Source organism: Hyphomicrobium sp. CS1BSMeth3 (assembly GCF_900117415.1).
Classification (GTDB): Bacteria; Pseudomonadota; Alphaproteobacteria; order Rhizobiales; family Hyphomicrobiaceae.
The window spans coordinates 2,263,938-2,288,650 of record NZ_FPEI01000006.1 but is presented as its reverse complement, the minus strand read 5'-3'; the positions used below and the strand labels follow the sequence as shown (position 1 = coordinate 2,288,650).

Sequence of the window (24,713 nt, the reverse complement as noted above, 5' to 3'; positions counted from 1 at the left end):
GCCCGCAACCAACCGTGTTGTGACAATTTTGCATCCGCCGATTGCATGAGGCTTATGCCAATTCCGATGCCCATTTCTCATGTCCCGGAGGAGGGCTCCGACGGCCCGCCGTTTGCGGCATTGTCATTTCCGGCTTCGGGCCCCTCGGCTCCGAAACCCGTTGCCGCTGCACCCTGAGATGGGGGCGCCTTCTCGGGCTTGGGACCGCCTTTGGCCACCACGACCGAAGCCGGGCGCAGCACGCGATCCTCGATCGTGTAGCCGGCCTCGAACACGCGCACGACCGAGCCGTGCGGTACCTTCGGATCATGGTGCTCCATGACGGCCTGATGCTGATGGGGATCGAAGGGCGCGCCCTCGGCGGGAATGCGCTTGATGCCGTAGCGCTCGAGGATGCCGACGAGGCCGCGCTCGGTCACCGTCACGCCGTCGAGGAGGCCCTTGACGATCGGATCGGCGGTGTCCGTCGGGACGGCTGCCAGCGCCCGCTCCAGATTGTCGGCGACCGAGAGCAGGTCGCGCGCGAACTTGGAAACGGCATATTTCTGCGTGTCGAGGCGCTCGCGCTCGGCCCGCTTGCGGATGTTGTCCATCTCGGCATAGGCGCGCAGGACCTGATCCTTCAGGTCGCGGACTTCCGCCTGGAGTGCCTGAACTTGCGAAGCCTCGGCCTCCTGCGGAGGGGCCTGTCCGGCTTCGCCGGCCTGCTGGCTGTATTCGGCGGCTGCGCGCTGGGCGTTGCCGGGGGTGGTTGAATCAGGCTCAGGCGCCCCGGCGCCATGCCCCGGCGCCTGGGGGTCGTGGGTCTGGTTGCTCATGTGTCCTCGTGCTCGTCCCAGTGAATCGGGCCTATATGGCGCGCGACAAATGCATCGAAAGCCGCCGGGGTCGAGCGTCCGGCAGGCTGTCGCGCCCGACCCTCGCATATCATGCCCCGGGGCAACAAAATCAAGTCAAAGTGCGGCTGATCAGGCGTGCAGTGTAGTCGACCATCGGAATGATGCGGGCATAATTCAGGCGGGTCGGGCCGATCACGCCGAGGACGCCGACGATCTTGCGCGAGGAATCGCGGAACGGCGACACGATCAGCGAGGAGCCCGAGAGCGAGAAGAGCTGGTTCTCCGAGCCTATGAAGATATGTACGCCGTCGCCCTTTTCGGCGAGGCCGAGGAGCTGGACGAGCTCGCGCTTCGCTTCGAGATCGTCGAAGAGCTGGCGAATGCGCTCGAGATCCTCGATGGCGGTCAGGTCCTTGAGGAGGTTGCCCTGTCCGCGCACGATCAGGCTCTTGCGCTCGTCCCCCGAGCCCGACCACGTTGCGAGCCCCGCTTCGATCACCTTCTTCGTCAGTACGTCCAGCTCGGCCTTGGCCGTCGCGAGCTGGCGCTCGATGGTCGTCCTGGCCTCCACGAGATTGAGCCCGCGGATGTGTGCGTTCAGATAGTTCGTTGCCTCGACGAGCGCGGACGGCGGCAGGCCGCGCGGGATATTGATGACGCGGTTCTCGACCGACTGATCCTCGCCGACGAGTATGACGAGGGCTTTGCCGGGTTCGAGCGGCACGAACTCGATATGCTTCAAATGGCCGTCGCGCTTCTCGCTGATGACGAGGCCGGCGCAGTGCGAGAGGCCGGAGATCATGTCGCCGGCCTCGGCCAGCACCTGATCCACCGACTGCTGCTGCTTCACTTTGATCTGGGTCTCGATCCGGCGGCGCTCTTCATCCGTGAGATTGCCGATCTCGAGGAGGCCGTCGACGAAGAGGCGCAGGCCGGTCTGGGTCGGCAGGCGCCCGGCAGACGTGTGCGGCGCGTAGATGAGGCCCAGATGCTCGAGGTCCGACATCACGTTGCGCACGGAGGCCGGCGAGAGCGTCATCGGCAGATGGCGCGAGAGATTGCGCGAGCCGACGGGCTCGCCGGTCGCGAGATAGGATTCGACGATGTGGCGGAAAATTTCGCGCGTGCGCTCATTGAGCTGGATGAGCCCGCTCGCGGTTTCCTTCGTAGGACGGTCCAATGCTCACCTCCGGGGGCGCAGGTCCTGAGCGCCAGGGCGGTTGATCATGTTAGAAATGCCCCGATGGTTCGTCAAACGGGTGCGGCATAGCTTGATTTCAATGCCTTGTCCTGTGCGCCGCCGCGCCTATGCTGATGCAACGGACAAGCGCCCCAGGAGGCGCGCCCCCTCGAGGAGGTTGATATGAGCAAACTCCCTGACCACGATCCCATTCCCGGCGATGCCTTTTCCTGTGATGCGATCGAGCACGTGATCGTTCCGCGAGCCCGCGACATCGGCGGCTTCGAGGTGCGCCGCGCACTGCCGTCGGCCCGCAAGCAGATGGTCGGCCCGTTCATCTTTTTCGACCAGATGGGCCCGGCCGAGTTCCTGCTTGGCACGGGCATGGACGTGCGCCCGCATCCGCACATCGGCCTCGCCACGGTGACGTACCTCTTCCAGGGCGAGATCTGGCATCGCGACAGCCTCGGCTCGTCACTGCCGATCCGGCCGGGCGAGCTGAATTTGATGTCGGCCGGCTCCGGCATCGTCCATTCCGAGCGCACGAGCGCGGAAGTGCGCGCCCATCAGCACGAGCTGTACGGCATCCAGGCCTGGGCCGCGCTGCCGAAATCGCACGAGGAGGGGGCGCCGACGTTCGCGCATCATGGCGTCGACGAGTTGCCGCGCATCACGGGCGAAGGCAAGCGCGTGCGCCTCGTCATGGGCGAGCTCTACGGCCAGCGCTCGCCCGTCGAGTTCCCGCATCCGAGCTTCTGTGCCGAGGCGGTGCTGGCGCCAGGGGCCGTGCTGCCCCTCGATCCCGATTACGACGAGCGCGCCGTCTATATTGTCTCCGGCGAGATCGACATTGCGGGTGATCGCTTCGAGGCGGGCCGCCTGCTTGTCTTCCGGCCCGGCGATCGCATTTCGATCCTGGCGCTCAGCAATGCGCGGCTCATGCTGCTCGGTGGCGAGCCCATGGATGGTCCGCGCCATATCTGGTGGAACTTCGTGTCGTCCTCGCAGGATCGCATCAACGCCGCCAAGGCCGATTGGAAGGCGAAGCGCTTCGGTCCCGTGCCCGGCGATGCCGAGGAGTTCATCCCGCTGCCGGATTGAGGGACACTTCCCCTTCTCCCCGTGCTTACGGGGAGAAGGCCGGGATGAGGGGCGGGAACTTGCGCGACGTTCGCGTTTGCCGCCGCCCCTCACCCTAACCCTCTCCCCGTGAAGGACGGGGAGAGGGGATGGTCACTCCTCCCAGCAGCCCGCGGCATCAAACACGAAGCTGTCGCTATGGCCGCCGCGGGCATGGCACCGCGGAAGAAGGCGGCAGCACCCCTTCCCAGCAGCCCGCGGCACTCAATCAATAAGCCGAGGCCGTCTCGCCGACGCCATCGCGCTGGTAGAGATCACGGCGGAACTGGATCACGCCATCTTCGGTCGCCCACGCCGTCATGTAGACGAAGAAGAGCGGCATCGGCTTCTTCAGGCGCACGTCCAGCCGCTCGCCCGACTTCTTCATCGCGAGCACGCGTCCCTCGTCCCAGCCCTGGTCGGCCATGAGCCACGCAGCCAGGTGCTCGATGCCCTGCACACGCACGCAGCCGGAGCTCGCGGCGCGGAAATTGCGGCCGAACATGCGGTCCGACGGCGTGTCGTGCATGTAGACCGAGTGGCTGTTGTGGAAGTTGATCTTCACGAAGCCGAGCGGGTTCTCGGGGCCCGGCTTCTGGCGGAAGGTCAGGCCCGCCGTCGAAGCGTTGCCCCAGTTGATCTTCGTGCTGTCGAGCTTGCGGCCGTCGCCGCCGTAGACATCGATGCCGAACTTGGCGAGCACGTCCTGGCCCTTTGCGGCCATCGCGCGGCCGTTCGGGATGAGGTCCTTCTGGATCACGGTCGGCGGCAGATGCCAGACGGGATTGAAGTTCAGCTCGTGGATGTGTGAACGCAGGATGGGCGTCTGGCGATCGGTCTTGCCGACGACGCCGGCGTGGCGCGAAACGACCTTGTCGTTCTCGACGGCCTCAATCTGCGCCGCCGGGATGTTGACGACGATGTAGCGCTTCGGCAGCGAGCGCGCCATCTCCGTGAGGCGGGTGAGATTTGTCTTGAGCTGGCGCAGGCGTGCGGCTGCGGACACGTTCAGTGCCGCGATCGTACGCTTGTCGACGATGCCGGTCGGCGTGAGGCCGTTCGATGCCTGGAAGCGGCGCACGGCGCGCTCGACGGAGCCGTCGAAGAAGGCGGTGCCGTAGTCATCGCTGTCGCGCAGATCGCCCGACATGGTGAGACGCTGGCGGAGCAGGGCCACGGCGGAGCCGCTCGCGCCCGGCTGAAGCTGCGCATCGGGGATCGGCTGCCAGCCCCCGCGCGCGACGACATCGGCATAGCGCTTGATGGCCTCCTTTAGCGCCGCGATGTTCTCGGGCGAGAGCGTCGGAAAGCCCTTCGGAGGATTGGCCTCCCACTGGCGCGCGAATGAATGATCGAAGGCAGGCGGCGGGGTGTAGCTTCCGACATAATTGCCGTTGGCCCACGCATTATTGGCCCAGCTATTGCCCTCCGATGCGCCGGCCGGCGCCAGCGGCGCTGCCACGGCGAGCGCAACGGCAAGGCCGCGCGCAAGCAATCCTATGTGCGCGAGGGCCTCTCCCGCGCTACGATCCTTGGTCAAACCGATCATCGCCGCATCCGCTGCTTTTGTTTTTTGCACATGAAAGCCCAGGGCGAAGATTGGCAGGCAAATCTTCGCCTTGCTCCGGTCGATGCATTTGCGCATGGACGTGGCGCATCTCGACCCCAACTGCAGGCCTGCGGACAGGCTTGCCTCAATGTCGCCACAGATTGTTAATGCGGGAGTTGGGAGGAAATTGGAAGACCTGAGCCCCCTGCCGACGTCGCTTGCTGGGACCATGATGCAAACGAGTCACGCCAGTCCGTCAGTGCCCGTTCAAGGGGCGTACGGCATGGAAACCGAGCTCATTGGATAGGTGTTCAGAGAGCAATAGGGTCGTCGTGGCGCTCTCTGGCGATTCCAGCTACATGAAGCGCCAGGACGGCAGAGCAGGACTGGATCATGCAACAATCCACACGGAAGGTGGCCGTCGTCGGCGGCACGCGCATTCCCTTTTGCCGCTCGAACACGCTGTACGCTGATCTCGGCAACCTCGACATGCTGACGGCCGCGCTGAGCGGCCTTGTCGACCGCTACAACCTCGCGGGCGTCCATATCGACGAGGTGGTCGGCGGCGCGGTCGTCTCACACTCTCGGGACTGGAACCTTGCGCGCGAGGCCGTCCTCGGCACCAAGCTCGCGCCGACCACGCCGGGCATCACATTGATCCAGGCCTGCGGCACCGGCCTGCAGGCCGCCATGGGCATCGCGGCCAAGATCGCCATCGGCGAGATCGAGTCGGGGATCGCGTGCGGTTCCGACACGACCTCGGACGCGCCGATCGTCGTATCGAAGCCGCTCGCGAAGCGGCTGGTGGCTGCCCAGCAAGGCCGCTCGTTCGGCGAGAAGCTCGGGGCCTTCAAAGGATTCTCGCCGCGCGAGTTGGCGCCGCTGCCGCCTTCGGTTGCGGAGCCGCGCACCGGCCTCTCCATGGGCCAGCACACGGAGCTGATGGCCCAGCACTGGAAGATCGCGCGCCAGGACCAGGACCAGCTCGCCTACGAGAGCCACATCAAGGCGGCGGAAGCCTATCGCACCGGCTACTTCGATGACCTGATCGTGCCGTGCGCAGGCGTCTTCCGCGACAACAACCTGCGTCCCGACATCAGCATCGATCGGCTGGCCTCATTGAAACCGGCCTTCGACAAGTCCGAGCGCGGCACGCTCACGGCCGGCAACTCGACGCCGCTCACGGATGGCGCATCCGCGGTGCTGCTCGCTTCCGAGGAGTGGGCGCGGGCGCGTGGTCTGCCCATCCTTGCGTATTTCACGGCGGCGCAGACCGCGGCTGTCGATTTCGTCGCCGGCGAAGGGCTGCTGATGGCGCCGACCGTTGCCGTCTCGCGGCTTCTGGATCGCACGGGCATGACATTGCAGGACTTCGAATTCTACGAGATCCACGAGGCGTTTGCCGCGCAGGTGCTCGCAACGCTGAAGGCCTGGGAAGACCCGGCCTACTGCAAGGCGCGGCTCGGCAAGGATGTGCCGCTCGGAAGCATCGACCGCACGAGAATGAACGTGAAGGGCTCGTCGCTGGCCGTCGGCCATCCCTTTGCGGCAACCGGCGGGCGGATCGCGGCGCTGCTCGCGAAGCTTCTCGGCGAGAATGGCGGGCGCGGGCTCATCTCGATCTGTACGGCCGGTGGTATGGGCGTCGCGGCCATCATGGAGAGCGCGCGGGCCTGACGCGCAGCCGCCTGCCACACACTCCAGAGCAAAAAAACGGGCGCCAGCCGATGCCGACGCCCGCCCTGTTCTCAGCGTGAATTCGCGCCTTACTGCTTCGGCTGCTGCACGGATTCCTTGGCCTTATCGTAAGCTTCCTTGGTGGCTTCCTTGGCCTTCTCATAGGCGTCCTTCGCCGCCTCGGAAGCCTGATCGATGGCCGGCTTGGCAGTCTCCATGCTGCGATCGGCGATCGAGCGCGCGTTCTCGGCCGCCCGCTCGAGCAAAGTCTTGCGCGGCGTCTTGCGCTCATAGGCCGGGAGCGCCGCGATCACTTCCTTGGTCAGCTCCGGCACCGTGATCTTGCCGTCGGGACCAAAGCGAAGCGCGGAGAAGCGCAGGCCGAGCCGCTTCTGGCCCGCGCCGAGGAAACCACCCGTCTTGACGACCACACCTTCGACGCGGAGATCGGACGTCAGGATCAGCTCCTCGATGTCGGCAATGATCTTGCCGTCGGGCGCATAAATCTTTCCGCCGATCAGGTTGTCGCTCGAGAGGATTTGCCCATCGACCTGACCGCGGAAAAATACGCCGCGGGGGATCGACACTTCAGTCTGAGGCGCGGTCGCAGGAGCCGGGCTCTGCTGCTGGGCAATGGCCGGCGCGCCGGCCGCGATGACGGAAGCTGCAACAAGAGCAAGGGAGAGGCGTCGCATCACACGAGTGTCCTTCTTCACATCTGAACGCGTCCTATGGCGCGCTCGTCCGACCATCAGATCGAGGGCGGTCAGACCCGCCCTATTTGGTGTGTCGGCGCGATTCCAACAATGCTTGCCGTGCAAATAAGTTCCTGCGAACGAACGTGAAATCTGTCACAATCCCGCCAGCATCGCAGCGCGGACGGTGTGACGAATCGTCGAGCCGCTATCCCTTGCTCAACCGCCGTGCCGCTTCCAGAACTTCCTCCGCGTGTCCCGGCACCTTGACCTTGCGCCAAGCCTCCGCGATGCGCCCCTTGGCATCGATCAGGAAGGTCGCGCGGTCGACGCCCATGTACTTGCGCCCGTACATGGATTTCTCGATCCAGACGCCGAACTTTTCGGCGACCGAATGGTCCTCGTCGGCGGCAAGGCGCACGTCGAGCTCGTGCTTCTCGCGGAACTTCTGGTGCTTCTTCACGCTGTCCGGCGAGATGCCGACCACCGCGACACCGGCCTTTCGGAACTCGCGGGCAAGTCGCGTGAAGTCCTTGGCCTCTGTCGTGCAGCCGGGGGTGTCGTCCTTCGGATAGAAGTAGATGACGGCGGGGCTTCCCGCGAGATCTGCTGGACTGACGGTGTCGCCGTCGTCCGTCGGCAGTTTGAACGCTGGTACTTTGTCACCTTTTTCGACCGGGGATGTGTTCATCGGGGAAATGCCCTCGTTCGGTCGTTTTTCTAGTCCGATCGTGCGCTGAGGATCACGTGCGCCCGGTCCTCGGGCGTTAAGATCTCTCGTACCGAATCGTGGTGACGATGCCAAGGATGTGCAGCGCGGTCATCCAGGACTACGACGTGTCCGGCTGGCGAGGCCAAGCAGTTGTCGCGACGCAATAAAGTCGCATTGCTCGGGTCATTTCCAGTGAGACGCCCTGGGGGGCAAACCGACGTGCTGGGTCCCGGATCTCGCCGCCCACAGATTGCGCTGCTACGCGCGGCGCTGGCTCGGGCCGATGAGATGCGTGATCGGTCAACGGGTTAGGGGAAGTCGGCGATGCATGGCCCGCTCGGCCAAGCGAATGGTGAGACCGGCGGCGCCGCGCCCGGCCCGCAGGCGCCCGCTGCTGCCTCCGCCCCCGAATCGATTCGCTCTGAGGTGCCGCCGGGTGCGCGCCGTAAGCGCACGGCGCCACCCTGGCTCAAAGGTTGTAGTCGCGCTGCGGCGATGACGGCGGCCGTCGTGGTGCCGCTGTGCCTGCTTGCTGTCGGGCTCCTGTATCTGCGCCTGTTGAATGGCCCGATCTCGGTCTCCTTCCTCGTCGAGCCTATTCAGCGTGGGCTCAACGACGAGATGCCCGGCGTCCAGTTCCGCGTCGAGGACGCCATTGTCCAGCTCACGCCCGAGGGGGCCGTCGAGTTTCGCCTGACGAGCGTCCGCCTTACGGAGGATACCGGCAGCGTCGTGGCGCTCGCCTCGCGCGCCTCCGTGCAGCTCAGCCTCCGCGCCCTGAGGACGGGGCGGATCGCGCCGGCGCGCATCGATCTCCTCCAGCCGCGCGTCGTGCTGTTTGCTGCCGACCGGCCCTCCTACATGCTCGGCTATGGCCATGATCTTCAGGGCCGCACGCTCACGATGCCTCCAGGGCCGGCTGGCCAGCCGGGCAAGGCGGCGCCGCAGGAAACCGAAGTCGCCAAGACCGTCACGATCATGCGCGATCGCATCGACGTGGCGCGCCGCGTGGCGGAGCTCGCGGGCGAAATGCGGCGGCGCAAGGGGGCTGCATCCTTCCTCGAGACGCTCGGCCTCAAGGACGCCTCGCTCATTGTCTCCGACGATCGCCAGCAGCGGCTCTTCCAGCTTCCGAGCCTCGAGCTTTCGCTGCGTCACCGCTCGCAGCGCAGCGTCATTTCGGGCACCGGCACGATGGCGGGGACGGGGACAGCCTTCAAATACAACTTCCGCATGGAAGACTCCGAAAGCCGCGACCGTCTGACCATGAAGGTCGAGGTCGATGAGCTGGTCCCGCGGAGCGTGGCGCTCGGCCAGTCCGGTCTCGAGCTTCTCGAGGGGATCGACCTGCCGCTCAAGGGCTCCGGCACGATCGAGCTTTCACGCCAGGGCGACGTGATCGGCGGCACATTCGACGTCGCGCTCGGTGAGGGGCTCGTGCATCTGCCTTGGCTCGGCAAGGTGCCGCTCGATCTTGCCGGCGGCGAGATCAAGGCGAGCTACGAAGGGGGCGCTGAGCGCAAGCTCGTCATTGCGCCCTCGACATTGCGCTGGCGGCAGAGCCACGCGACGCTCAAGGGAGAGATCTCGCAGGTTGCTGGCAGCGACGGCGTTCCGGGTTGGCGCTTCGAGGCGCATGGCGTCGACGGTCTGCTGAGGGCCGACGATCTTGGCGCGGCGCCGCTGCCGCTCTCTTCCCTGATCCTGCGCGGCACGGCCTTTCCCGCGAGCGGCCACGTCGAGATCTCCGAGTTCCAGATGACGGCCGGCGAGGCTAAGGTTGCGATGGTCGGCGGGGTCGCCGCCTCGGGCAGCGCGCGCGTCGCCCGATTGGATGGGCGCATCGGACCGATGTCGCTCGATGCGCTCAAGACCATGTGGCCGCAGAGCCTGGCGCCGCAGACGCGCAAGTGGGTCGCGGGCCACCTCGTGACCGGCCGCCTCAGTGGCGGCGCCTTCAGCATGACGAACGAGCGGCGCGATCGGATCGACCGGCGTGATCCAGCCTCCTTCCGCGAGCGCGCCCTGTCCCTCACCCTGGACGCCGAGCAGATCGGGATCGAATACCTCAACGGGATGCCGCCGCTCGATGCCCGGGAGGCGCGTCTGAGCGTCGAGGGCACGACTGCGACGCTCAAAATTCCCAACGGCGTCATCCGGGCATCGCCAACCCAGCAGCTTCAGGTTCAGGACAGCGCCCTGGTTGTCAGCGGTGTCGATCAGGAACGCCCGCAGGCGCGCCTCGATGTGCGTGTGGCAGGGCCGGCGGGAGCGCTCGGCGATCTTCTCGCGCGTCCCCCTGTAGGACTGCTGCGCTCCGGCTGGCTCGAAGGCGCCGCTTTCGACGGCAAGCTCGATACGCGCTTCAGCCTCGCCTTCCCCCTGCATCAGGGGCTCTCGATGCAGGATGTGCAGATCGTCGAGGGCAAGGCCACTGTCGTCGAGGGACACGCGCGGAAGCTGGGCGGGCGCTACAGCATCTCGGGTGCCTCGATCCGTGCTGAAGCGCGCGACAATATCGTCGATGTCGCGGGTGAGGCGCTGCTCGATGGCGTGCTCGCCAAGCTCAACTGGCGCTATGCGCTTGCGGGCAATGGGCAGCTCGACGCGCAGGGACTTCGCCTTCGCGCAAGGCTCGGCAACAGCGAGCGGGCGCAGCTTGGTCTCAGCCTCGGTGATCTCATCAGCGGTGATGTTGACGTCGATCTGACGGTACGGCCGGGTGAGGACGATGGCCCGGTCATCCGCGTCTCGGCGGATCTCACGCCTGCCGAGATTCACCTGAGCGACATCTCGTGGACAAAGCCGCCCGGACAGCGCGCCGAGCTCAAGTTCGACATCGGCAAGCGGCGCGACGGCAATGTCGTCCTGCAGAATTTCCGCCTGGATGGCGATACCATCGGTGTCAACGGCTGGGTCGCGCTCGGCGCCGATAGCCGGCCCATCGAGTATCTCTTTACGGATTTCTCGCTCAATACCGTGAGCAGTCTCAGCGTCAAAGGCGTTCTGCGGCCCGACCGCATATGGGACATCAAGGCCACGGGGGCACGTTTCGATGCCCGCAATATCTTCCGCGGCTTCCTCAGCGTCAACTCGGGCCAGCGGCCGCTCGAAAATGCGTCGCAGAACCAATCCCTCGGTGTCGATCTCGATGCCAAGATCGACACCGTCACGGGTGTGCCGGATGTCTATGTCCCCACCAATCCCGATCCGCGCCTCCGCGGCGTGAGCCTGCGCTTCAGTTCGCGCAGCCACGAGGTGCGCGAGATCCAATTCAGCGGCCGCCATGACAACGGCCGTGCGCTACGCGCCTCGATGAAGAGCACGAACGGCGCGCCGCGACTTTTCACCGTCGATGCGGAGGACACGGGCGAGGCGCTGAAGCTCATTGGCATCTACCGGAGCATGCAGGGCGGCGAAGGGCGGCTCGAGATCAATCTCGATGGTGCCGGCGCGGCCGAGCGGCGCGGTGTCATGCGGGTGCGCCGCTTCCGCGTCATGGGCGATCCGGTCGTGAGCGACATGGCCTCCGCCTACAACGACGGTGGCCAGCCGGCCATCAAGCAGGGCGCGCGCAACCAGCAGGTCGTGCGGGAGCAGATCGAGTTCGACCGCCTGCGGGCGGCCTTCGCGACCGGCAACGGCCAGCTCGTGATCGAGGATATGGAAGTGCTCGGGCCCATGCTCGGCGCGACGCTGCGCGGTAAGCTCGACTATCGCACCGAGCAGGTCCACCTCGGCGGCACCTATACGCCGCTCTCCGGGCTCAATCGCGCGCTCTCCGGTGTGCCGCTTTTCGGCGAAGTGCTCACCGGTCCGAGGCGCGAGGGCATTCTTGCGATGACGTTCGCGATCCAGGGCCCGATGAGCAACCCGCAGTTCATCCCCAACCCGCTGTCACTGATGACACCGGGCATCTTCCGCGAAATCTTCCAGATGGCGCCGAACAACCCGACCGTGTCGCCCGGGCGCGCGCCCTCGCAGACGCGCCGGGCACCTCAGCCGCAGACGATGGCAAGTCCGCCCGCAACCGGTCCCGAACAGTCGTCATCGCCGGATGCCAGCGCTGCGAAGGCTGCGCCGAAGGCACGTCCCCGCCCGAAGAGCGTGACGCCGGAGATCACCGATGGCTGGACTGCGACGACGGACCCGCGCGCCAGCACGCCTCAGCGGAATTGATGCCTCGCGCCTATACCGGCCGCAGTAGCACGTGCTTTTTGCGGCCGAGGCTCAGCTTGATCACGCCGTCGGCGGAAACATCACCCAAGCGCAGCTTCGCCTTCTCGTCGCTGACTACGGCATCGTTCACGCGCAGGCCGCCGGCTTGGATCTGGCGGCGCGCTTCGCTGTTCGACTTCACGAGACCGGCCGTGACGAACGCGGCGAGAATGCCGAGCTCGTTCTCGATATCTGCGACCGGCACCTCGATGGTCGGCAGGCCTTCGGCCGTCTCGCCCTGCTCGAAGGTGCGCCGCGCCGTCTCCGCGGCGGCTTCGGCCTTCTCGCGCCCGTGCAGGAGCGCGGTTGCCTCCGTGGCGAGCGTCTTCTTCGCCTCGTTGATCTCCGCGCCGCCGAGCCCTGCGAGCTTCGCGATCTCGCTCATCGGGAGCAGCGTGAAGAGCTTCAGGAAGCGGCTGACGTCCGCATCCTCGGTGTTCCGCCACATCTGCCAGTAGTCGTAGACCGGAAGCTGGTCCTCGTTGAGCCAGACGGCGCCCGCGGCCGTCTTGCCCATCTTCGCGCCGGACGCGGTCGTCAGCAGCGGACAGGTGAGCGCGTACAACTGATGTGTGCCCATGCGTCGGCCGAGATCGATGCCGGAGACGATATTGCCCCACTGGTCGGACCCGCCCATCTGCAGATTGCATTTGTAGCGCCGCGCGAGCTCCACGTAGTCGTAGGACTGGAGCAGCATGTAGTTGAACTCGATGAAAGAGAGCTCCTGCTCGCGCTCGAGGCGCATGCGCGCCGAGTCCATCGACAGCATCCGGTTCACGGAGAAGTGGCGGCCGACATCGCGCAGGAACTCGATGTAGTTCAGCGGCGCCAGCCACTCGGCATTGTCCGCCATCACCGCATCGTGGCGCGCGTCGCCGAACGAGAGGAACTTGGCGAAGACCTTCTTGATGCTGTCCTTGTTCGCCTCGATCTGCTCGATGGGCAGAATGCGCCGCGTCTCGTCGCGGCCCGAGGGATCGCCGACCCGCGTCGTGCCGCCGCCCATGAGCGTGATGGGCCGGCCGCCCCCGCTCTTCTGGAGCCAGTGCAGCATCATGATGGAGAGCAGGTGCCCGATGTGCAGCGAGGGCGCCGTGCAGTCGTAGCCGACGTACGACACGATCTCGCCCTTGGCGGCGAGGGCATCGAGCCCCTCGAAGTCCGAGCACTGGTGGATAAAGCCACGCTCGGCCAGTATGTTGAGGAAATCGGATGTGTGCTTTGCCATGATCGTCGGGCTTTCGGTCGCATCCACGCCGCATCGACGCGGCAGGGGGATAGCAGGGTCGGGGCAAATTGCACAGGAAGGCCGCCATGGGCAAGATCAGGCGCGCGCTGGGACTGATGAGCGGCACGTCGATGGACGGCATTGACATTGCCCTCATCGAGACCGACGGGGAGGACCACGTGCGCCGCCTGGCCGCGGGAGGCGTGGACTACGACCCGGTCTTCCGGCAGCGCTTGCGGGGTGCGCTCGGCGATGCCACGGCCATCAAGAAGCGGGAGGAAAGGCCCGGAGAGCTCGCCGGCGTCGAGGCCGAGCTGACCAGGCTCCATGCCGAGGCCGTCCTGCGCTTCATCGGCGACCGGATGCTGCAGCCCTCGGCCATCGACGTGATCGGCTTTCATGGCCAGACGGTGCTGCACGAGCCCGACAAGGGGCTGACTGTCCAGATCGGTGACGGATCGGCGCTCGCGGCGGCGACAGGCATCGACGTCATGCACGATCTGAGGGCCGCCGATTGCGCGGCAGGTGGGCAGGGCGCGCCGCTCGCACCCGTCTACCATCGCGCCATGGCGGCGAAGGCGCCCGAACGGCCAGTGGCCTTCGTCAATATCGGCGGCGTCGCGAACATCACCTGGATCGGCGCCAACGGCTCGCTGATCGCCTTCGATACCGGCCCGGGCAATGCCATGATCGACGATTGGATCATGAAGCGGACCGGCGCGCCGCGCGACGAGGATGGCGCGCTCGCCGCACGCGGGACGGTGCAAGAGGACTATGTGTCCGCCTATCTGCGGCACAATCACTTCGCGGCGTCGGTTCCGAAGTCGCTCGACCGCAATGCTTTCGATGTCGCGCTCGTGGAGCCGCTTTCAACAGAGGATGGCGCGGCAACTCTGACTGCCTTTACGGCCTCGGCGATCGCGCGTGCGCGCGAGCACGTGCCGGAGGAGCCGCGCATGTGGATCGTTTCCGGCGGTGGTCGGCGCAACCGCACGCTCATGTCGATGCTCGCGGGTTTGGTGCACGCGGCCGTGGTGCCGGTCGAAGCACTCGGTTTCGACGGCGATGCGGTCGAGGCCGAGGCCTGGGCCTATCTTGCCGTGCGCGCGCTCGACCTGCGGCCCATCACCTTCCCCGGCACGACCGGCGTGCGTGTCCCGCTCACCGGCGGCGTGCTGAGCAAGGCGTGATCTCGCTCGGCTCGTCGCGCTTCGGTGCGTCTATTGTGGCGCGAACGGGTTCTTCCAGCCGCGCTGCTGCTGGCGCTCGGGAAACGCGGTCGAGAGATAGTCGAGGATCTTCTCGCGATCCTCGCCCTGCACGTCCGGCATTTTGTGCCGCTCCGTCATCCACGAGAGCACTTCATCCCACCGCTGTCGGCTGAGCCCCTGCTGCGCCACGATTTTGAATGAATGGCAGGCAATGCAGAAGTAGAAGGTGTCCTCGCGATTGGGCGCGTCGGGATACATCTCGGGAGTTTCGTCGCGCGGCTCGAAGGCCGGCGGCTGTTGCTGCGCGTGCGCTGGCGATACCGCCAGCGCACTCCCCATGAGCAAGGCGAGAATGAGCTTTCGCATCGTGTGTCGATCTACCCGACCAGCACGGCGACGCGGTGCATGGGATTGCCGCCATAGCCCTGCGGATTCCAGTTCGCAGCGACATGCGGCTGAGCGCGATCCTGACTGTCGGTCGCGCGCACCCAGATCTCGTAGTAGCCGTCGCTCGGGAGTTTCACGCTCGCCGTCCAGCGCTGCCAGTCGAAGCGATTGCGCGGCGCGCCGAGCTGCGTTTGCTGCCACGTCGCCCCGAAATCCGTCGAGACATGCACGGCCTTGACCGTCAGATCGCCTGCCCAGGCCGCGCCGCGCAGTGCGACCTCGCGCGTCCCCGCCGCGAGCTTCGTTCCGTTGGCGGGATTGGTGATGATGCCGCGCACGGGCATGGACTCGAGGATCTTGAAGTTCTTCGGATCGGGTTTGCTGCCCGGAACCATAGGCTGGATCGGTACGCGATAGCTCGTGCCGGTCATGCCGGGCCCGTCATGCTCCTTGTCGCGCAGCGTGATCTTGCTGAGCCACTTGTGCGAGGCCGAGCCCGGCCAGCCTGGGATCATGAGCCGCAGCGGCCCGCCGTGGATGTTCTGCAGGGGCGCGTCGTTCATGGCCCACACGAGCAAGGCCTCGGCTTCCATGGCCTTGGGGATCGGCACGCCGCGCGAGAGCGTGAGCTGCTTGGGATCACCGGACAGGTGCTGGTCCGTGCCGTAGTGCGCGGTGTAGACGGCGCTCGATTTCGGGCCGGCTGCCTTCAGCACCTCGGCGAGGGACACACCTGTCCACTTCGCGCAGCCGGCGCCGCCATTCGTCCACTGATTGCCGCGTGCGGGTGGTGAATAGAAGGACCGGCCGTTGCCGCCGCATTCGAGCACGGCAAAGACGGATTTCTCAGCAAAGCGCTTCTTCAGCTCGCCGAGCGTGAGCTTGAGCGGCGTGTTCACCTCGCCATCGATCGTCAGCTCCCAGGAGTCCGGCTGCGACGGCGGGTCGGGGATCTGGCCGTTGTTACGGATGAAAAACTTCGAGAAGGGCGTCGTCTCGTCATCGAGCAGGTGCTCGGGCGTTTCGGCCACCAGCGGCCGGTCGCCGAGAAGGGTCAGACCGGGATCCTTGCCGGGGAAGCTGAAGGGCTGGGGGGCCTTCGCGGCGGCGGCCGTCTCCGGGGCCTTCTTGGCCTCCTGCGCCAGGGCCGCGGGAATGAGCCCGCCGGGCATGGTCGCGCTGTGGACGATCGTTCCGCCGACGGCAGCGCTCATGGCCGCGAGGCCGGCGCCATTTAGAAAGCCGCGGCGCGAGACGCCCGTTGTTCTGCCAAAGGCGATCGCGTCGGCACGCTCCGGGTCGGCGGCATAGATCTCGTCGATCGATCGTTCGCGCTTCCTGGCCATGCTTGTTTCCTCCCTTGGTCGCGAGGCCCGATATATCCATATGAATACATCCGAATATTATGATACAATTCGGCGGACCCCCTGCCAATACTCGGCCGACTTTCAGGACGTGCATCGAAGTGACGGTGCCCGGTCGCCCGCCGAGTGCTCCACCGCTTTCCGCCCTGGGCACGTTGCGAATCGATCGGTTTTCGAAGCAACTGCCACGAGTTGGGAATCTGTGGAGGCCAGTGCGATGTCCATTTTCGAGGCCATGGAGCGGCTAGCGGGTGCCGCGTTGCTCGCGCTCGCGCCAGCGGCGGGCATCGTCGTTCCCGCTGCGCACCGTGGCCGAGGTGTGGATCTGGTCGTGGCGCTGCGTGCACGCGGGGCCGGTGATCTGGTTGATGGCTACGTCGGTGAGTTGACGCGCGAAATCTGGGTCGGCGCCGAGACGCGCAGCCTGCCGCAGGAAGCCCTCGAGGGGCACTTCTCCGACCTTGCGGAGATCATCGCGGCCTACGAGATCGACAGTGCGTGCCTCGACGGCGCGCTTTCGTCCTCGGCCGGCGGCGATCGCGGGCGCCGTATTGCGCTCGATCTCTTTCTCAAGGCGCGCGGCGACGGCGTGCTCGCGGCGCGCAAGCTGTCCGACGACGTCGCGATGTTCGTGCTCGAGCGCAGCTTCGCCCGGCTCGTGCGCGAGCGCCAGCGGATCACGGCTCTCGCGCCCATGCTGCGCGAATTTCTCGGCCCGCCGCCGGCATCCGCGCCCCAACCGACGCCTGAGCCATCGCCGGTGGTTGCCAGCTCCGCTCCGCCCCCGGCCGCCCCTTCTGCGCCGCCGCCCGAGGCACAGCGAGCGCCCCCCGCTGCGGCCCGGATGCCCGAACCGCCGACCGAAATGGAAGAGCGCGCCCGCATCCGGGCGCACTATGGCATCTCGGAGGCCGCCGAGGCACGCCTCATGGAGCTGATCGAGGGCCAGGGCGCGACGGGCGCGACGCGTCTCGCTCGCTTCGAGGCGCTTGCGCGTTGGCTGCAGGAAGCGCGCGCGCAGCTCATCCGCCCGACCAACGACGACGGCGATCTGCGCAAGCTCAAGATGCGCGCCGCCGATGCGCTCGCGGCGGGCGATCTCGCGCTCGCCATGGAGACGCTGAAGCATATCCGCCGCGAGCTGCGCGACGGCCGCCGCCGGATAGAGGCGCGCCTCGAGGACGAGGTCGCGGCCCTCAAGGCCCAGATGACCGAGGAGGCGCGTGCTGCGGCCCGCCTCGCCGAGCTTGCTGTCGCCCGGCGCGACTACCTCGCGGCGGCCGACCTCTTCATCGAGGCTGCGGACTGCCTGCCGAAGAGCGCGCGCGAGGAAGCCTGGCGCTATCATCTGGCCCGTGCCGACGCGCTCTTCCGCAAGGCCGAAGAGGAGAATGACGACGTCGCGCTAGGCGAGGCTCTGGCCGGCTACGGCAGTGTCCTGAGGCTGCTTGCCGACGGCTCGAATACCCGCGGCGCCGCGCGCGCTAATGTCGGGCTCGGCCGTGCGCTCCATCGACAGGCCGAGACGGCCGCCGGGACCGGCCGCCTCGCCGATGCTGTTGCCGCCTTCCGCAAAGCGCTGTCGCAGATCTCGGCGGATGATGCGCCGGTACTTTGGTGCGAAGCCCAAGGCGGGCTCGGGCGCAGTCTCGTGCTTTCCGCGCAGCGCTCGCGTCAAGCGCCGCCCTTCCGCGAGGCCGTCGAAATCTACCGGACGGCCCTCGCCGCGGCGACGGACGAAGTCCCCGCCCAGAACCGGCTCGAGCTCAATCTTGGTCTCGGCACGGCACTCTTGGAGCTTGCCGAGTTCGACAAGTCTGCAGACGTGCTCGAGGGGGCGGTCGCAGCCTACAGCGATGCCCTCGTTCTTCTGTCGCGTGCGGATGCGCCGGAGATCTGGGCCGAGGCGAGCTACAACTTCGGCAGCGCGCTGCTCGCTCTCGCCGAGGCTCGTCGCGAGACGGGACCCGACACGGAGCGCCTCATGGCGGCGATCGCGGCGCTGAGCGGCGCGATCGAAGTGATGACGCCGGACAGCCACCGCGACATCTGGGTCAATGCGAGCATGACGCTCGCCGATGCCCTCTCAGCGCTGGGCGAGGCGGAGCGCTCGAATCCTGCGCGCCTGCATCAGGCCATTGCCACATATCGGCGTGTGCTCGAAGTGGTCGATCGCGCCGCGACGCCGATCACGTGGGCGACGGCGAGCATGAACCTCGGCTCGACGCTGATCCGCCTCGGCGAGCAGGAGGACAAGCGCAACAACTGGCTTGCTGCCGCCGGAGCCATGGTGCCGGCGCTCGAGGTCTTCGAGGCCGAAGGGGCCACCGCCCATGCTGATCTCGCGCGGCGCACGCTCAAGCGCTTCCATGAGGAGTGGGTCGGCCTGCTGGCGCCGCAGCCTTCGGGACCGGTCGCGCCTGCCGCAACGCCCCACCTGCAGCAGGTGGGCTGATCCCTGCGCTTCCCGTTCGAGCCTCCTGGCCGGCCCTGTCGGCCAGGGATCCCGTTTGCCTGACTTACGGGTCGCATCAGCCTAATTTTCAGGCATATTGCCCATCATTCAGGCCGGAATTGCTCTAACTTCCCGCCTTAAAATCCGGCACTGATAGGCTAACGTGCGGGGCGATCGAGGCATTCTGCTCCATGATCGGCTCTGGCACGTCGCATGCTTAATGCAGGGGGTGCCGGGGGCGTTTTCGCCGTCACCGCAGGGAGCGCAGGCAAGTCACATGAAGAAGATCGAAGCCATCATAAAGCCCTTCAAGCTCGACGAGGTGAAGGAGGCGCTCCAGGAGATCGGCCTCCAGGGAATCACCGTGATCGAAGCCAAAGGCTTCGGCCGCCAGAAGGGGCACACGGAGCTCTACCGTGGCGCCGAGTACGTCGTCGACTTCCTGCCCAAGGTGAAGATCGAAGTCGTGCTGCCGGATGACATGGTGGGCAAGGCCGTCGATGCCATTCAGAAGGCCGCCAAGACCGGCCGCATCGGCGACGGCAAGATCTTCGTATCGACTATCGAGGAGGCGATCCGCATTCGCACCGGCGAGACCGGCACCGACGCCATCTGACACTTCCCGCCTGTTTCGGTCCTCGGCCGGCGCTCATGCCGCGGGGACCGCCCTTCCCAACCCTTTGACACTTCGCCAATCACAAACTGGGGAAACTTAGCATGTCCAAGACTGCTGCCGACGTGATCAAGACGATCAAGGACAAGGAGGTCAAATTCCTTGATCTGCGGTTCACCGACACCAAAGGCAAGATGCAGCACGTCACTGCCGACGCCTCCTGCGTTGACGAGGCGATGTTCGCCGACGGCTACGCTTTCGACGGCTCCTCGATCGCCGGCTGGAAAGGCATCGAGGCCTCGGACATGACGCTGATGCTCGATCCCGGCTCGGCGCACATGGACCCGTTCTTCGCCCAGAGCACGATGGCGATCTTCTGCGACGTCATCGAGCCCTCGACAGGTGAGCTCTATGAGCGCGATCCGCGCGGCATCGCCAAGAAGGCCGAAGCCTATATGAAGAGCACGGGCGTGGGCGACGCCATCTACTTCGGTCCCGAGGCCGAGTTCTTCATTTTCGACGACGTCCGTTTCACTTCGGATCCCTACAACACGGGCTTCGTGCTCGACGGCGCCGAGCTGCCCTCGAACATGGGCACGAAGTACGAGACGGGCAACCTCGGCCATCGTCCGCGCACGAAGGGCGGCTACTTCCCGGTCCCGCCGATCGACAGCGCTCAGGACATGCGCTCCGAGATGCTCTCGGTGATGGCGGAGATGGGCGTCGTCGTCGAGAAGCATCACCACGAAGTTGCCTCGGCTCAGCATGAGCTCGGCATCAAGTTCGGCCCGATGATCACGATGGCCGACCATATGCAGATCTACAAGTACGTCATCCATCAGGTCGCGCAGGCCTACGGCAAGACCGCGACGTTCATGCCGAAGCCCGTCTTCGGCGACAACGGCTCGGGCATGCACTGCCACCAGTCGATCTGGAACAAGGGCGAGCCGACGTTTGCCGGCAACAAGTACGCGGATCTCTCGGACACCTGCCTCAGCTACATCGCCGGCATCCTGAAGCATGCGAAGGCCATCAACGCCTTCACGAACCCGACCACCAACTCCTACAAGCGTCTGGTGCCGGGCTACGAGGCGCCGGTGCTGCTCGCCTACTCGGCGCGCAACCGCTCGGCTTCCTGCCGCATTCCGCACGTGACGAGCCCGAAGGCAAAGCGCGTCGAGGTTCGCTTCCCCGATCCCGGCGCGAACCCCTACCTCGCGTTCGCTGCCATGCTCATGGCGGGCCTGGATGGCATCCAGAACAAGCTGCATCCCGGCGATGCCATGGACAAGAACCTCTACGACCTGCCGCCGGCCGAGCTCGCCAAGATCCCGACGGTCTGCGGCTCGCTCCGCGAGGCGATGACGAGCCTCGACAGCGATCGCGGCTTCCTCAAGATGGGCGGCGTGTTCACCGACGACATGATCGACGCCTACATCGAGCTCAAGATGGCCGAGGTCGAGCGCGTGGAGATGACGCCGCACCCGGTCGAGTTCGACATGTACTACTCGGTCTGATGTGATGACCGGGAGCGTCGCCCAACGCCGCGATGCCGGCGCGGGCGCGGCTCCTGCTTGCATGACGCGACGCTAGAGCAACGGACTTGAAACTCGCCTGACCTCGATCGCGGGCGTGGGGCGAATTTCAAGTTCAAAGTTGCTTTGGAACGCATCAAGTCCCAAGCGTCTTTGGACCTCAAATGCAACATTGAGCCCGGCCTTAACCGTGGGGCGCATTTGAGGTCCACGCATTAGCGGGCGCCTCGGGGGATGGGCTTGGCGACAAGCCCTGCGAGGGGGCCGGACCATTAGGTTCGGCCCATTTCTTTTTTGGGACCTTCGCGATCGGACCTGCATCGCCGAGTGTGGCGCTGGCGGTCGGTGAGGCCCGTCCGGCATTCCGGGAGGGCGGGCCGTCGCAGCGCTCGATGCGGCCCCGCCCCGGGGGGCGCCTACGGCCGCATTTTTTTGGTCGCACCATGGCAGATGGGCTGCGTAGATGTTTGCCCGCTTGCGAGTGACCTGTTACAAGGCCGGCGGTCGACGGGAATCTTCCCATCGCAGGCCTGTGCGCTCCCTTCGTCTATCGGTTAGGACGTCAGATTTTCAATCTGAAAAGACGGGTTCGACTCCCGTAGGGAGCGCCAATGAAATCAATAGATTAGACGCCCTTCGCCGCTCATTCCGACTTTTCGTCTGGCCATCTATTCCGACTTTCGGCGCTGTTTCGTTCTCTTCGATGAGCTGCCGGCGCTTGCGGGCAGCAGAGCTCCGCTGCTGTTCGGTACGCTTCACGAGAGCCGCGCCGCTTCCGGCCGAAGATGAAAGCTAGGTGAGAACGGGACGCAAGCTGATCGACGCTTCGAAAGCAGCAGGCGTCGAGATTTTCATCCAAACCTCCGTACTCGACTCTCGGATGGGGCAGTCCCATCCTGCTGGCTGCGACAGCCCGGGAATCAGCTTACTCCTCACACGGTGGTAGGGTTCGACTCCTCTCGCTGACCGAGCTCCGCAAGAGGAGCAGGGGGCGAGGCCCTGCTATCCATCATGCGGGCTAATCATAGAGAGCCTCTTGCGCGTCCTAGACGAAGCGTTCGGCGTGTCGACGCTCGTCATGGCAAGTCCGGGTCAGAAGCAGAAGCGTCTAGATGCGAGCGACGCGTCGCCCTGGTCTTGCTTTTCTGAGCCCGCAGTGCGAAGCGGGCAGTACCTGTGGACCAAACCGGCTCGCCCATTCGTTTGGTAAGCATCCCGCGAGCAGCCATTTCATGCAGGATATCTGTCGATCCGTCCGTATCTCGGTGCTTGATGCAGTCGGTGCCGGCAACATCCTCCCGGCGCACCAAATAGCCAGCGCCTTGAGCGCCAGATTTCCGCTAGCCGCTGTGGGGCTTCCAGACCAGGCGCTTTCCGCTGGAGACATCCTTCTCATCATAGGTACGGGACGCTGGGCGCGTCACGAGGTCGTGCAATGCCTCCAAGCCGCTGGAGCCCGGGGAGTAAAGCGTGTGTTGTGGCAATTGGAGCCGCTTCCACCTCCTGTGGAAGGACTGCCTAAGCGCATCCTTCAAGCTGACCTGCGCAATCTGAGCAGTCTCTCCGAGCCCGAGTCTGCTCTCAGCCGAACGGGACGTTCCGTTGTTGCCTCAGCATTGGCAAGAGCTTTTGCAGTCTCTCTGCGAGGCTCGCCACAAGTTGACCCATCTGTGCGCAGTATGCGCAAGCTCCTGAGCTATCCTCTGAAACAGGTCCGAGATGTTGTTCAGCTTTGGCGGGATGGTCTCTTGGACCACATTCTGGTCAGCGTTCCACCGCGCAAGGTGCTTCTGGCACAGCACGGCATTCCGAGCCAAGTCGTCCCCGTTGGATATCTGCCAGAGTTTGGATCAATCATACCGGGCATCGATCGCGACGTGGACGTGCTTTTTCTCGGGCAGATCAGCGAGCGGCGGCGCGACCTGCTCCATGCAATTCGATCACACTTGCGACGCCATAAGCGAACCATCCACGTGGTCGATCGCGACTGTTATGGTGAGGAGCGCAATCGTCTGCTGAACCGGTCGAAGATCATCCTCAACCTGCAGAAGTTTCCTTGGGAGTTCCCGGTTATCCGTCTCTTGATGGCCATGGGCTGTAAAACGCTTGTCGTTTCGGAGCGTGCCAGCGATCCTGGTCCGTTTCTTGAGGGCCGGCACGCGATTGTCCGCGATGCGTCGGAACTCGGTGAAGCTCTAGTCACGTATCTTGAGAGGGACGAAGAGCGTTCGCGTATCGTTGATGAGGCGCACAGGTTTGTCACCGAGAGCTTTACGCTCGCGTCCTTGCTGTCGAACGCGCTCGCACCGATAGCTTATGCATCGGCGGCCGAGGTCAGAAATGGATGATCCGCGTCTGCCTGTACTGATCCTCGGCTCGTACGCCTTCGCAGAGGAAGTGGATGATCTCATGTCGGAAACTAGGGAGTGGCGGACGGCCGGCTTTGTCGAGAATCTCGACCGCAGCCGTTGCGGGACGAAGCTCCATGGCAAACCGATCTATTGGGTGGACGACCTTGGCACGATTGGTCGCGGGCACCATCTGATCTGTGCGATCGGCACAACGAAGCGGCAGAGCTATATCGAGCAAGTTGAGCCGTTCGGCTTGCCGTTCGCCACGCTCGTGCATCCAAGTGCCCGCATATCTTCGACAAGTCCGATCGGAGTTGGCGCCATCGTCAGCGCGGGCGTCATTGTCGCTGCGCAATCGGAGATCGGCTCGCATACGATCTTGAACCGCGGCGTCTTGATCGGGCATCACACGCGGATCGGGCGATACGTCACCGTTTCTCCGGGCGCCAACATTGCCGGCAAGTGTGTCATCGAGGACGGATGCTACGTTGCCATGGGCGCCATCGTGCTGGACGGTCGGCGGGTGGGGAGGGGCAGTGTGATCGCGGCAGGCTCCTTGGTCACGCGAGATGTTCCCGAGAACGTGCAGGTCATGGGCTCTCCCGCACGGATCAAGAAAGAGGGCGTCGACGGCAGATAGCAATAAGCCGCGACAGCCTCGCGGTCAGTGCCGCTCAGAAGAATGGCGCGCCGTGCGACTGTCAGGGCTCCCGCGCTATGCTCATCAGATACTGCCCGTACGAGCAGGTTCCGAGCTCCATGGCCAGATTGGCCAACTGTGCGCGATCGATGAAACCCATGCGGAAGGCGATCTCCTCGGGGCAGGCAATGCGGAAACCTTGCCGCCTCTCGAGGACGCGCACAAAATCGGACGCTTCGCAAAGCGCATCGGGTGTGCCGGTATCAAGCCAAGCATAGCCGCGTCCGAGTTTCTGGACATGCAGCGCGCCAAGCTCGAGGTAGGTGCGATTGATGTCGGTGATCTCCAGCTCGCCACGGGACGATGGTTTCAGGGTTGCGGCAATATCGACAACGCGCTGATCGTAGAAATAGAGACCGGTAACGGCCCATCGTGATCTCGGAACTTCCGGTTTCTCCTCGATGGAGAGCGGAGCGCCATTCGCGCCGAATTCAACGATGCCGTAGCGAGCAGGATCACTAACAGCGTACGCAAACACTGTGGCACCTACGTCGCGCGATGCTGCGCGCTGCAGAATGCCTCCCAATCCATTGCCGAAGTAGACGTTGTCACCAAGTATGAGCGCTGAGCGATTGCCTTGAACGAACTCGCGCCCGATCACGTAGGCTTGTGCTATCCCCCCCGGCTGTGGCTGCGGAGCGTAGCTGAGCCGCATCCCCCACTTGGTTCCGTCGCCGAGGAGACGTTGGAAAAGGGGCAGGTCTCCAGGTGCTGAAATGACCAGAACCTCGCGAACCCCGGCAAGCATGAGCGTTGTCAGGGGATAGTAGATCATGGGCTTGTCGTAGATCGGCAGGAGCTGCTTCGATACCACAAGCGTTGACGGGTGAAGTCGCGTGCCTCTCCCACCGGCGAGGATAATGCCCTTCAATGCTCCTCC

General features: G+C 65.2%; 18 protein-coding genes and 1 tRNA gene. 10 read left to right on the top strand and 9 right to left on the bottom strand.

Going from position 1 to position 24,713, the window contains the following annotated elements; translation table 11 throughout:
• Positions 1 to 77: 77 nt before the first annotated feature.
• Both grpE and hrcA read right to left on the bottom strand, forming a co-directional pair.
• The gene (grpE, locus tag CS1BSM3_RS25620; RefSeq protein WP_072392743.1) at positions 78 to 818 is read right to left on the bottom strand and encodes a nucleotide exchange factor GrpE; all 741 of its coding nucleotides are present in this window, start codon (positions 816 to 818) and stop codon (positions 78 to 80) included.
• 130 nt (positions 819 to 948) lie between these two features.
• A complete protein-coding gene (gene hrcA, locus CS1BSM3_RS25615; RefSeq protein WP_072392740.1) occupies positions 949 to 2,019 on the bottom strand; it encodes a heat-inducible transcriptional repressor HrcA in 1,071 nt (356 codons plus the stop codon).
• Between the two features lie 183 nt (positions 2,020 to 2,202).
• On the opposite strand from hrcA, the gene CS1BSM3_RS25610 reads away from it, so the two are divergent.
• A complete protein-coding gene (locus CS1BSM3_RS25610) occupies positions 2,203 to 3,120 on the top strand; it encodes a pirin family protein (protein ID WP_072392737.1) in 918 nt (305 codons plus the stop codon).
• A 247-nt stretch (positions 3,121 to 3,367) separates the two neighbouring features.
• Here the strand turns inward: CS1BSM3_RS25610 and CS1BSM3_RS25605 are convergent, their stop codons facing one another.
• A complete protein-coding gene (locus tag CS1BSM3_RS25605; protein WP_083528994.1) occupies positions 3,368 to 4,687 on the bottom strand; it encodes a L,D-transpeptidase family protein in 1,320 nt (439 codons plus the stop codon).
• A gap of 393 nt (positions 4,688 to 5,080) precedes the next feature.
• On the opposite strand from CS1BSM3_RS25605, the gene CS1BSM3_RS25595 reads away from it, so the two are divergent.
• A complete protein-coding gene (locus CS1BSM3_RS25595) occupies positions 5,081 to 6,364 on the top strand; it encodes an acetyl-CoA C-acetyltransferase (protein ID WP_072392731.1) in 1,284 nt (427 codons plus the stop codon).
• An 89-nt stretch (positions 6,365 to 6,453) separates the two neighbouring features.
• Here the strand turns inward: CS1BSM3_RS25595 and CS1BSM3_RS25590 are convergent, their stop codons facing one another.
• Together CS1BSM3_RS25590 and bcp are read right to left on the bottom strand one after the other, a co-directional pair.
• Positions 6,454 to 7,059 carry a PRC-barrel domain-containing protein gene (locus CS1BSM3_RS25590; protein ID WP_072392728.1) on the bottom strand — a complete coding sequence of 202 codons (606 nt, stop codon included), beginning with the start codon at positions 7,057 to 7,059 and terminating at the stop codon, positions 6,454 to 6,456.
• 208 nt (positions 7,060 to 7,267) lie between these two features.
• Positions 7,268 to 7,750, bottom strand: a complete 483-nt coding sequence (gene bcp / locus CS1BSM3_RS25585) for a thioredoxin-dependent thiol peroxidase (protein ID WP_072392725.1) — start codon at positions 7,748 to 7,750, stop codon at positions 7,268 to 7,270.
• A 345-nt stretch (positions 7,751 to 8,095) separates the two neighbouring features.
• Here bcp and CS1BSM3_RS25580 point away from each other — a divergent pair, with 345 nt between their 5' ends.
• Entirely contained in the window at positions 8,096 to 11,950 is a 3,855-nt protein-coding gene (locus tag CS1BSM3_RS25580; RefSeq protein ID WP_072392722.1) for a YhdP family protein, read from the top strand.
• Positions 11,951 to 11,960: 10 nt separating this feature from the next.
• On the opposite strand, the gene tyrS is transcribed toward CS1BSM3_RS25580, so the two are convergent.
• Entirely contained in the window at positions 11,961 to 13,217 is a 1,257-nt protein-coding gene (gene tyrS, locus CS1BSM3_RS25575; RefSeq protein ID WP_072394575.1) for a tyrosine--tRNA ligase, read from the bottom strand.
• Positions 13,218 to 13,303: 86 nt separating this feature from the next.
• Here tyrS and CS1BSM3_RS25570 point away from each other — a divergent pair, with 86 nt between their 5' ends.
• On the top strand, positions 13,304 to 14,407 hold the full coding sequence (locus tag CS1BSM3_RS25570) for an anhydro-N-acetylmuramic acid kinase (RefSeq protein ID WP_072392719.1): 1,104 nt from the start codon (positions 13,304 to 13,306) through the stop codon (positions 14,405 to 14,407).
• A 30-nt stretch (positions 14,408 to 14,437) separates the two neighbouring features.
• Here CS1BSM3_RS25570 and CS1BSM3_RS25565 read toward each other — a convergent pair whose 3' ends face one another.
• On the bottom strand, positions 14,438 to 14,794 hold the full coding sequence (locus CS1BSM3_RS25565; RefSeq protein ID WP_072392716.1) for a hypothetical protein: 357 nt from the start codon (positions 14,792 to 14,794) through the stop codon (positions 14,438 to 14,440).
• A gap of 11 nt (positions 14,795 to 14,805) precedes the next feature.
• Positions 14,806 to 16,161, bottom strand: coding sequence for a sulfite oxidase (locus CS1BSM3_RS25560; RefSeq protein ID WP_072392713.1), 1,356 nt, complete (start codon positions 16,159 to 16,161; stop codon positions 14,806 to 14,808).
• Between the two features lie 235 nt (positions 16,162 to 16,396).
• Here CS1BSM3_RS25560 and CS1BSM3_RS25555 point away from each other — a divergent pair, with 235 nt between their 5' ends.
• The 6 genes from CS1BSM3_RS25555 (at position 16,397) to CS1BSM3_RS25530 (ending at position 23,773) form a co-directional block, all read left to right on the top strand.
• Positions 16,397 to 18,634 carry a hypothetical protein gene (locus CS1BSM3_RS25555; protein WP_072392710.1) on the top strand — a complete coding sequence of 746 codons (2,238 nt, stop codon included), beginning with the start codon at positions 16,397 to 16,399 and terminating at the stop codon, positions 18,632 to 18,634.
• Positions 18,635 to 18,911: 277 nt separating this feature from the next.
• A complete protein-coding gene (locus tag CS1BSM3_RS25550; RefSeq protein ID WP_072392707.1) occupies positions 18,912 to 19,250 on the top strand; it encodes a P-II family nitrogen regulator in 339 nt (112 codons plus the stop codon).
• Between the two features lie 101 nt (positions 19,251 to 19,351).
• Positions 19,352 to 20,764: a type I glutamate--ammonia ligase gene (gene glnA / locus CS1BSM3_RS25545; RefSeq protein ID WP_072392704.1), complete on the top strand. Its 1,413-nt coding sequence runs from the start codon at positions 19,352 to 19,354 to the stop codon at positions 20,762 to 20,764.
• Positions 20,765 to 21,318: 554 nt separating this feature from the next.
• Positions 21,319 to 21,393 (top strand) — tRNA-Glu (locus tag CS1BSM3_RS25540).
• Between the two features lie 1,137 nt (positions 21,394 to 22,530).
• Positions 22,531 to 23,130, top strand: coding sequence for a glycosyltransferase family protein (locus CS1BSM3_RS28390; RefSeq protein WP_174263789.1), 600 nt, complete (start codon positions 22,531 to 22,533; stop codon positions 23,128 to 23,130).
• Positions 23,123 to 23,773 (top strand): acetyltransferase, encoded by a 651-nt coding sequence (locus CS1BSM3_RS25530; protein ID WP_072392698.1) that lies wholly within the window; start codon positions 23,123 to 23,125, stop codon positions 23,771 to 23,773. The genes CS1BSM3_RS28390 and CS1BSM3_RS25530 overlap by 8 nt, the downstream gene beginning before the upstream one ends.
• 61 nt (positions 23,774 to 23,834) lie before the next feature.
• Here CS1BSM3_RS25530 and rfbA read toward each other — a convergent pair whose 3' ends face one another.
• Positions 23,835 to 24,704: a glucose-1-phosphate thymidylyltransferase RfbA gene (gene rfbA, locus CS1BSM3_RS25525; RefSeq protein WP_072392695.1), complete on the bottom strand. Its 870-nt coding sequence runs from the start codon at positions 24,702 to 24,704 to the stop codon at positions 23,835 to 23,837.
• Positions 24,705 to 24,713: the final 9 nt, after the last annotated feature.